Source organism: Gordonia liuliyuniae, from assembly GCF_021739025.1.
GTDB lineage: Bacteria > Actinomycetota > Actinomycetes > Mycobacteriales > Mycobacteriaceae > Gordonia > Gordonia liuliyuniae.
On the sequence record NZ_JAKKOT010000003.1, the window covers coordinates 784,036 to 793,242 of the forward strand.

The 9,207-nt window shown below is 65.4% G+C and carries 11 protein-coding genes and 1 pseudogene; 6 read left to right on the forward strand and 6 right to left on the reverse strand.

Features of this window, described 5'->3' with window-relative positions; genetic code table 11:
• Nucleotides 1-151 precede the first annotated feature (151 nt).
• Both L5G28_RS08680 and L5G28_RS08685 read left to right on the forward strand, forming a co-directional pair.
• Nucleotides 152-727 carry a TetR/AcrR family transcriptional regulator gene (locus L5G28_RS08680; RefSeq protein ID WP_236999337.1) on the forward strand — a complete coding sequence of 192 codons (576 nt, stop codon included), beginning with the start codon at nt 152-154 and terminating at the stop codon, nt 725-727.
• Nucleotides 728-771: 44 nt separating this feature from the next.
• Nucleotides 772-1,695 carry a dihydrodipicolinate synthase family protein gene (locus L5G28_RS08685; RefSeq protein WP_237001181.1) on the forward strand — a complete coding sequence of 308 codons (924 nt, stop codon included), beginning with the start codon at nt 772-774 and terminating at the stop codon, nt 1,693-1,695.
• A 101-nt stretch (nt 1,696-1,796) separates the two neighbouring features.
• Here the strand turns inward: L5G28_RS08685 and L5G28_RS08690 are convergent, their stop codons facing one another.
• The gene (locus tag L5G28_RS08690) at nt 1,797-2,909 is read right to left on the reverse strand and encodes a N(5)-(carboxyethyl)ornithine synthase (protein WP_237001182.1); all 1,113 of its coding nucleotides are present in this window, start codon (nt 2,907-2,909) and stop codon (nt 1,797-1,799) included.
• A 279-nt stretch (nt 2,910-3,188) separates the two neighbouring features.
• Between L5G28_RS08690 and L5G28_RS08695 the strand changes: the two genes are divergently transcribed.
• The gene (locus L5G28_RS08695; RefSeq protein WP_237001183.1) at nt 3,189-3,518 is read left to right on the forward strand and encodes a VOC family protein; all 330 of its coding nucleotides are present in this window, start codon (nt 3,189-3,191) and stop codon (nt 3,516-3,518) included.
• 42 nt (nt 3,519-3,560) lie between these two features.
• Nucleotides 3,561-4,340: a nuclear transport factor 2 family protein gene (locus L5G28_RS08700; protein WP_237001184.1), complete on the forward strand. Its 780-nt coding sequence runs from the start codon at nt 3,561-3,563 to the stop codon at nt 4,338-4,340.
• Nucleotides 4,341-4,343: 3 nt separating this feature from the next.
• On the opposite strand, the pseudogene L5G28_RS08705 reads toward L5G28_RS08700, so the two are convergent.
• From L5G28_RS08705 to L5G28_RS08725, 5 genes and pseudogenes are all read right to left on the reverse strand, one after another.
• Nucleotides 4,344-4,535, reverse strand: a pseudogene (locus L5G28_RS08705) (VOC family protein); the annotation flags it as partial.
• 6 nt (nt 4,536-4,541) lie between these two features.
• Entirely contained in the window at nt 4,542-4,994 is a 453-nt protein-coding gene (locus L5G28_RS08710) for a VOC family protein (protein ID WP_237001185.1), read from the reverse strand.
• Entirely contained in the window at nt 4,991-5,824 is an 834-nt protein-coding gene (locus L5G28_RS08715; RefSeq protein ID WP_237001279.1) for a class I SAM-dependent methyltransferase, read from the reverse strand. Before L5G28_RS08715 ends, L5G28_RS08710 begins: the two co-directional genes overlap by 4 nt.
• Nucleotides 5,825-5,884: 60 nt before the next feature.
• On the reverse strand, nt 5,885-6,325 hold the full coding sequence (gene arfB / locus L5G28_RS08720) for an alternative ribosome rescue aminoacyl-tRNA hydrolase ArfB (RefSeq protein WP_237001186.1): 441 nt from the start codon (nt 6,323-6,325) through the stop codon (nt 5,885-5,887).
• A 79-nt stretch (nt 6,326-6,404) separates the two neighbouring features.
• Complete coding sequence (locus L5G28_RS08725) at nt 6,405-6,995, reverse strand: TetR/AcrR family transcriptional regulator (RefSeq protein WP_236999331.1); 591 nt, start codon at nt 6,993-6,995, stop codon at nt 6,405-6,407.
• A gap of 110 nt (nt 6,996-7,105) precedes the next feature.
• Here L5G28_RS08725 and L5G28_RS08730 point away from each other — a divergent pair, with 110 nt between their 5' ends.
• Nucleotides 7,106-8,182, forward strand: coding sequence for an oxygenase MpaB family protein (locus tag L5G28_RS08730; RefSeq protein ID WP_237001280.1), 1,077 nt, complete (start codon nt 7,106-7,108; stop codon nt 8,180-8,182).
• 170 nt (nt 8,183-8,352) lie between these two features.
• On the forward strand, nt 8,353-9,201 hold the full coding sequence (locus L5G28_RS08735; RefSeq protein ID WP_237001187.1) for an LLM class F420-dependent oxidoreductase: 849 nt from the start codon (nt 8,353-8,355) through the stop codon (nt 9,199-9,201).
• Nucleotides 9,202-9,207: the final 6 nt, after the last annotated feature.

Consider the following 9,207-nt stretch of genomic DNA (forward strand, 5'->3'; position numbering starts at 1 on the left):
CGTTCGGGCTGACGCTGTGTGGCATCCGGTAGGGGGTCCGCGGCAGCCATCGATGGCAAGTTGACTCAGTAGGTCAACTTAAGTTCGAGTAGGATGCTGGAGCAAGTTGACCATCAGAGTCAAGTTACTTCCATGAATTGAGGAGGATGGCGTGATCGATGCGCAGCCGTCGTCGGTGCTTCGCGCGGATGCCCGGCGCAACGTGGAGCAGATCCGTGCCGCGGCTGTGACGGTGTTCCGTGAGAAGGGTTTCTCGTCACCTCTCGAGGACGTCGCCGAGGCCGCCCACGTGAGCAAGGCGACCATCTTCAACAGGTTCGGCGGGCGGATCGGGTTGATCGATGCAGTCATCGATGACGTCGTCGCCGCAGAGTTGCTGGGCGTCATCGATTCTCAACGGTCCGTCCCGGACGTCCGCAATCGGATCTGCTCGTACGTCGGGGCGATCCGGGACCTCCAGTACCGACTGCCAGCGGTCAACGACGTCCTGCTGCAGGAGTTCCCCGACTCGGAACCGCTGATGGCGCTCTGTCGCGTCGGGGGAGACTTCCATGCGGACTTGGTCGCAGAGGGGCACATCGCCGGTGTGCTGGTGCAGGGTTTCCTGCCTCAAGACTTCCAGGCGCTGACGATCGACAATGCGCTCGCCCTCAAGCACGGTGGCCGACCGTCCCGGGCGGACTATGACCGCCGAACCGGGTTCGTGCTCGGAGGGATCTGCCGATAGCCGCGAGCAGTTGGTTTTACGTGCTTCAACGAACAGGAGCAAGATTGACCGAGTTCACTGGTCTCAGCGCATTTCCGCTCACCCCGTTCAAGGACGACGCGGTCGACGAGCGGGCATTCGCCAGCCTGATCGAACGGCTCGCGGACGCAGAAGTCGACTCGATCACGGCGCTGGGCTCGACCGGCTCATACGCGTTCCTCGACCCCGAGGAACGCGCGGGCGTCGCCCGCCTCGCTGTCGAGTATGCGGGTACGACGCCGGTCTTCGTCGGAGTCGGGGCGCTGCGGACCTCGCACGTGCTGGCCAACGTGGCCGACGCTGAGCGTGCCGGCGCCAGTGGCGTGCTGCTCGCGCCGATGACCTACCAGCCGCTCACGCACGACGAGGTGTTCGAACTGTTCCGAGCCGTCACCGAGCGCACCGAACTGCCGGTCATCGTCTATGACAACCCCGGTACGACCCACTTCTCGTTCACCGTCGACCTCTACGCACGTATCGCCGAGCTGCCCGGCATCGCGTCGATCAAGATCCCCGCTGTGCCCGCCGATCCGAAAGGGGCCGCTGACCACGTGGCAGCGATCCGCGCGGTGATCCCGGAGCACGTGACCATCGGCGTCTCCGGCGACGCTTTCGCTGCCGCTGGGCTCAACGCCGGATGCGATGCCTGGTACTCCGTGATCGGCGGCACCCTGCCGGATCCTGCGTTGGCGATAACCCGTGCCGCGCAACAGTTCCGGGCCGATGAGGCGCTCGCGGAGTCGGCCCGCCTCGAACCTCTGTGGTCGCTGTTCAGTGAGTTCGGAGGGAGCTTGCGGGTGGTCGCGGCCATCGCCGAGCAGCTGGGCCTTGCCCCGCGGCGGTGCCTGCCCCTACCGATCCAGGGCCTCGGCGCCGCAGACCGCGTCCGCGTCGCTGAGGTGGTCGCCGAGCTCGGCCTGAATGACGAGCTCGGCCTGCATGACGTATGACCTACACCGCTCAGGCCATACGGTGGTCTACAGACAAGTGTGCGCCCCAGCCGGTGTAGGTTCGCGAGCGCCGACTGCCCCGTCGCGCTCGACACGCGACACTAGGCGCCTTCCACGAATGCGTGCGGATAGTCCGGTCGTCGGTTTTGGAATTGTAGGATGCTCGGGTTCTTGATCACACCATCGTGAATCTCGATGGCGCGCGCGATCGTGAGGCTTGCGGCCCAGGAGTCCGGTCCTTCCATGACTGCGCGGACGAACGGCAGTATCGCCTCGCTGATCTCCCACGTAGCCGAGTCCCACAGGTACGACGGGCTGTGGTCGACGGCGTAGTAGTTGACTCCTTGGCCGACGGTGAACATCGGGTTGTCGAATCCCGTGGGCTTCGCCCATTCGAATCCCATCCCCTCGTCGCATGAGACGTCGATAATGAGGCTGCCTGCGGCGAACTCCGCCAGGTCCTCGGTGCGCAGATACGTCAACGGCGCGGCCACGTCCTGGAGCGTGCAATTGACGACGATGTTGTGCGATGCGAGGAAGGTCGGGAGGAACACGTCGCCGTCGTCGGTGGAGATCGTACTGAGGTGGGTCGGTCCGTCGTCGGTGTTGAGTTGGGTGATGTGTGCGCTGTGTATCGGTGAGCCGACCGCCGAGACGTCACGCTGCGTGAGGACCTGGATGTCGTGGATTCCATGTGCTTTGAGCGCGGTGACAGCCCCTCGTGCCGTCGCGCCGAAGCCGATGACGACAGCGCTGAGGCGTGGCCCGTAATCACCGGTCGAGCCTCTGAGGCTCAGCGCGTGCAGTACGGAGCAGTAACCGGCGAGTTCGTTGTTCTTGTGGAGGACGTGCAGATTGAAGTCACCGCGGTGGGTCCAGTGGTTCATCGCTTCGAACGCGATCAGCGTGAGTCGGTGGTCGACCGCCGTCTGCGTGACTTCGGGATCCTGCACGCAGTGGGGCCATCCCCACAGGACGCCGCCTTCGGGAATTGCGGCCACGTCCGTCGCCTGCGGCTTGGGTAGGAGCAGAATGTCCGCGGATCGGATCACGTCCGCGCGCTCCGCGATCCTGCCCACGCGGGATTCGACATATTCGGGTTCCAGCTGGAATTCGGCAGCGTAACCGCGTTCGACGATCATGCGCGCTCGAAGGTCCGGGTCGATCCGGTCCAGGTGGTGGGGATGGATCGGCAGTCGACGTTCGTTCTCCATCGTCGAGCTCGCCAGCAACCCGAGAGTGAGCGGCCGGTTGCTCGGTGGAGCCTCGTCAGACGAGACGGCAGAAACAGCAACGGACGATCGAGCGGTACCGGACATCCGGTCTCCCATCATTGGGGAACCGAAGCCAGCTCCTGGGGTGACTATATGCCCGAGCCGGTCGAGGCGTGACTGTGGACCGGTCTCGGGGAGGGGATTCACGTTCGTGAGCTCGACATCCCACATACCCTGTGCGGTGTACGGCAAAAGGGTTGTGAGTAGACAGGGGTCGACATGCACATCACCAGCACTGCCATCTCGCTGAACGTTTCAGATGTCGAGGCTTCAGCCGAATGGCTGCGGAAGCATCTTGGTTTCACGGTGGCAATGGCCGCGGACGGCTTCTGTTCGCTGGCCCACGAGTCGGCCGGTGTCAACCTCGTCTATCTCCGGGCGGGGTTGCCGACGTTCAAGCCAGAATCGGTTGCGGGGCGAGCCGACGGGATGCTCGTTGTCTTCACAGTCGACGATATCGACGCCGAATATGTACGGCTACGAAGCGAGGGCGTCGACGTCGTCACGCCGATTGAGCTCTCGCCTCCATTCGCGTCCGGGGGTCGCTGATAGAATTGGAACAAGTTCTAAGTCGATGGAGGGTGGCCGAGGATGCCAACGAGGCGGGAGTTGCTGGCCGCGGTCGACACGTCGCCCACCGCGGTAGCTGAGCACGACAAGGATCGCTGGCTGTCCCTGTTCGCGCAGTCGGCGATCGTGAACGATCCGGTCGGCTCTGCGCCGCATCAGGGCCGTGCACAACTGTCGCGCTTCTACGACACGTTCATCGCGCCCAACGACATCACGTTCCAGGTACACCAGGACATCGTCTGCGGATCCACCGTGCTTCGCGACGTCACACTCAAGATTCAGATGAGCGACCAGGTGACTCTGTCGGTGCCCGCGCATCTGCGGTACGCGATGACTGCGGATGCGCGGATCGATGGGCTCTACGCACACTGGGAGCTGGCGCCGATGGTCGGTCAGCTCATCGGCAAAGGGTTGCCAGCCGCGGCTGTGTCGCGCCGCCTCACCGTCGGTCTGCTGCGTAATCAGCGGCTCGCCGGCACCGCAGGCTTCGCGCGCGGATTCGTCGGCGTCGGCGGTCGTACCAAACGGCGGGCCGTCGAACTGCTCTCAGCGCTCGCCGCGGGCGACTCCGTGAATGCTGCCGCAGCGCTCGCGGAGTCCGCAGCGCTCCGCTTCGGCGTGGACGAGGTGCACTCACCGGCCGAGTTCGGCGAGCATCTCGCAGGCTGGCGAGTCGGCAAAGTCATTGCAGCAGGGCACACCGTCTCTGCGACATTGACCGACGGACAGTCGTATGCGCTGGCGATGCTTGAGTACGCGGGATGCACGGTGTCGTCGATGTCGGTCTTCGTCGATCGCTGACGCCTATTCGTCCGATGCCGCGGTGGTGGCTACCGGCGTGAAGAAGTTGATGAGGTTGCCGTCCGGGTCTCGGACGAGAAGCGAACGGTTGCCCCACGGCATGTCGGTCGGCTCGTTCACGAACACGTCTACGACCTGCTGAAGATCTACGACCTGCTGAAGAGCTGCATGGGTCGCGTCGACGTCGTCGACTAGGCCCGGTCAAGCCTGCGACGACGGGCCCAGTTCCTCGGCGAGCCCGACCAGAATCCCTTCCGGACCTCGCACGTAGCAGAGGCGATAGACGTCTTCGTAGCGCACCACTTCGTCGCTCACGAGTTCGGTGCCGTGTGCACGAAGCCGGTCGAGGGTGTCGTCGAGGTCGTCGACGGCGAACATCACCCGCAGGTAACCGAGCGCGTTCACGGGAGCGCGTCGATGGTCGGCGACGACGGCCGGTTCGATGAAGCGCGACAGTTCGAGTCGGCCGTGACCGTCCGGCGTCTGCAGCATCGCGATCTCGACGCGCTGGCCGGGCAGCCCGGTGACGCGTCCCGACCAGTCGCCCTCGATGGTGGTCCGGCCGACGAGGTCGAGACCGAGTTCAGTGAAGAAGCCGATCACTGCGTCGAGGTCGTCGACGACGATCCCCATATTGTCGATCCGGGTGGTCATCGCGACACCTCGGCAATCACGAGATCTTCTCCGCCCGCGGGACTGAGCCCGTCGGTGCGGTCGGCGAAATAGCGGTCGTGGAGGTCGTCGGAGGTGATCACCGAGACGTCGCTGAACCCGGCGTCGCGGGCCAGTGCGGCTGCCTCGTCGGGCCGCAACAGCGACAACCACGGGTGGCCGGAGGCGGCGGCCCCCTGTGACGCCACCTCCAAGATCGTCCGTACCTCAGGCGGCGCCATCTCGATCGGCCGCGAATAGCTGAACACCGTCACCGACCCGGGTGCGAGCGACGCCGCTTCGCGCAAGGTCGCCGAGATGGCGTCGCGCGTGAGATACATCGTCACACCGAGCATCGCGACGACGGTCGGTGCCGTCGGATCGAGACCGGCCGATTTCGCTTCGGCGAGCCAGGACTGACCTGCTTCGAAATCGACCGGCACCAAGATCGGGCGAGCAGAGTCGAGGTAGCCGAGTTCGTCGAGGCGCTGACGCTTCCACTCCTGAGTCGCGGGCTCGTCTATCTCGAAGACCTGGACGTCACCGTCCTGTCGCTGTGCGAACGTGTCCAGACCCGCCCCGAGCAGCACGTATTGGCGTGAGTCGGAGTCACCAAGTGCGTCTTCGGCTGCCCGCGATCGCGCCACGATCGACGCACGGTTGGTGCGTGTCCGCTCTGGATTCATGTCCGGGCGCGTCCGCCAGGCATCGTCGACGTCGGCGATCTGCACGCCGACCAGGTCGTCGACGACGTGTGGCGGCTCGTCGAGCAGGACGTGCAGTCCGCGCCACAGTGCGGTGCGGACAGCGGTGGAGTCGGCTCCCTGTGCCATGGTCTTCACGCCTCCTCGACGGCGGACTGAACTCGGCTTGTAACGACACTCGGCACTACGCTAGTCCGCGACCGGCTTGCGTCGGTTCGCTTTGACCGCGCCGCGCCGCGCCTTGGCGTCGAGCCGGCGTCGCTGGGAGCCTTTCGTCGGACGCGTCGCCCGCCGCGAGACGGACGGGGCGACGGCATCGCGCAGCAGGTCGGCGAGACGCTGCCGCGCCGCGACACGGTTGCGGCGCTGCGCTCGGTCCTCCGACGCCGCGATCATGAGGACGCTTCCATCGAGCCGAGCCGCGAGATTGTGCAGTACGCGCGCTCGCTGCACGTCGTCGAGCGCCGCCGTCGCCGCGAGGTCCAGGCTGAGTTGCACCCGCGAGTCGGTGGTGTTCACGCCCTGCCCGCCGGGCCCGGATGATCGGGAGAACTGTTCGACCAACTCGGCTGCGGGTACACGGAGGTCATGAGGCGCACCGGGGCCCGGCGAGATGAGCAGATCGTCCACGCGACCCATTCTCCCGGTGTCGGCCCGATCTGACGAATGAATATCGTGCACCCCGAGTGGCGCGCAGCGCGAGCCGACCTCAGCTCGTCAGCATGCTGACCGCGTGATCGGCGACCACATCGAGATCGTCGCCGAGATCGCCGCTCAACCACTGTTGGACGAGCGCCGACATCGCACCGGTGAACATGACCGCACGGATTCTGCCGACCAGCCGATCGGGGGCGTGGGTGAGCGTCTCGGCGAGGGTGAGCTCGTGCAGCAGTTCCTGCGTCGCCGACCGTCGTTGCGCGAGTACGCGGTTCGCCTGCGCCTCGGTGAAGAGCACGCGTCCGCGGCGAGGATCGGTCGAGCTGAAATCGAGGACGGCGACGATTCCCGCGCGCGTGCGGGCTCGGACGGAGCTGGGGAGGTCGGCGAGCTCTCGTTCGATCGCCTCGCCCAGAGCGAGCGCGGTCACGTCGTAGACGGCTCCGAGTAGCTCGTCGGTGTCAGCGAAGCTTTCGTAGAAGTACCGCGTGTTGAAACCGCATGCGCGGCAAACGGATCGGACGGATAATGCCGTCTCACCTCCGGTTCCGAAGATGTCGAAGGCAGCCTCGACTAATTTCGATCTGCGTTCGGCGCGACGATCCGCGAGTGGGACGCCCGCCCATCTCGTGGGGCTCGACACTCGTCCAGCATACGTCCGCGCCGAACTATTGGTCACATCTGTATCCAGAAGCTATTCTGGGTACACGTGTTGCCAGAATAATGAGGAGATCGACGATGCTGTCCCTGCCGATGCCGTCCCTGCCGTTGCCGTCACTGCTGCCGTCCAGACTTCCGTCCGTCCCCGGGCTGCCCGCCGTCGCCCGGGTGCCGGTGCAATGGCCGCATCGATTCGTGGGGGACTGGCTCAACGAACGCTTCACCGCGAACGTGAAGTCGAAGTTCTTCCGCGGGATGGAGTTCGAAGCACCGACGGCCGACCCTGGATGGTTCGGTCCGGAGAGTCGGACGTGGTATGTCCACTCGCACACGCCCGCACTTATCTTCGGTCTCCAGTGCGCGTCGTACCTCGAGCGGTTGGATCCGAGCATCTACTGGATGGGCATGCATCACTCCCGCCTCGTGGAGAACTCGGAGAACGGGCTCGTCGCCAGAATTGATCTGGAAGGGGTGGCGATCCGTCTTGGGCACTCGCTGGCGTTCTTCGTCGGGACCGCCTACGGCTCCACGGCGACCGCCGAACGGCTCGCGCGCACGGTTCGATCGATGCATCACACGATCAAAGGGGTCCGCCCCGACGGTCTCGCCTACGACGCCGACGATCCGGAGTGGCTGCGGTGGAACTATGCGACGGTGGTCTGGGGCATCGCGACCGCGCATGAGATCTATCATCCGAAGCCGCTCCGCGGCGCCGCGCTCGACGAGTACTACGCCGAGTTTGTGCGCGTCGGACACGCGCTCGGGGGCACGGGTCTACCGACGTCGAAGGCCGAGACTCTCGACTGTCTCGAAGAGTATCTGCCGAAGCTCGGATTGACGTACGGCAGTGCGATGGCGACCGGATCGAACCTCACCAACCCGGCGCAAGCCGTGGTCGACTGGGCGATCCGCGACACCATGCCGTCGTGGGCTGCGCGTCTGGTGATGTACCAGCCGCCGAACCCGGTGGAGCGACGTGCCCGGCGTTCTGTGGTGTGGACGGCGATCAACGGCCTCCATTCGAGTATGGGGACGGCTCCCGAGTTTGCTGCCGCTCAGCGCCGCGTCGCGGGTGGTACGACGAGCCTGCACACCGAACCGACGTACGTTCTCGGGTCTGACCCGGAGATGGATCGCGAGCAGGTCGAGCGGGTGTTCGCCGAGTCGTGAGTCGACGCGGCACTCGACGACGTGCGCGGCACTCGCCGAATGCTGCGAACGTTGCTGAACACCGCAGATGATGACGTTCTGAACCCTCGCATGTACTAGAACGTGTTACAGTACTGGACTAGTGTCCAGTCATTAGTCCGTCATCGGTCGTCGGCGCGTAGGAGTAAGCAATGGATTTCGGGATCGTCCAGTTCACGAGTGACCGAGGGCTCGCGCCGTCGGTCTTGGCGCCCCTCATCGAGAACGCCGGGTTCAGTGCGTATTACGTCCCCGAACACGGCCACATCCCCACCCGTCGCGACGCCGCGCATCCGCAGACCGGCGACTCGTCGCTGCCCGACGACCGGTACATGCGCACCCTCGACCCGTGGGTGTCACTGAGCGCCGCAGCGGCGGTCACGTCGACGATCCGACTCGGAACCGCCGTCGCGCTGCCCGTTCAATCCGACCCCATCACGCTCGCGAAGAGCATCGCCACGCTCGACCACCTCTCCGGCGGACGCGTGACTCTCGGCGTCGGATTCGGTTGGAACCTCGACGAACTCGCCGACCACGGGGTCCCGCCGAAGCGGCGACGGACCATGCTGCGCGAATACCTCGAAGCGATGCGCGCGCTCTGGTCGGACGAGGAAGCGCAGTACGCGGGCGAGTTCGTGAACTTCGGCCCATCGTGGGCGTGGCCCAAGACCGTGCAGCAGCCGGGGCCGCCGACGCTCGTCGGCGCCGCGGGCAACGAGAAGAACTTCAAGTGGATCGCGCGCAGCGCCGACGGCTGGATCACGACGCCCAACGAACAGGACATCGAGGAGTCGGTGCTGCTCCTCAAACAGATCTGGGCCGACGCCGGACGCGACGGCGATCCGCAGATCGTCGTCCTCGACTTCAAGCCGGTCGCCGAAAAGCTCGACAAGTGGCGTGAACTCGGGGTGACGACCGTCCTGTACGGGGTGCCCGACGACAGTGAGGAACGGGCGAGCGGGTACCTCGCCAAACTCGCTGGCAAGCTCGGGCTCGAGTAGGGCGAG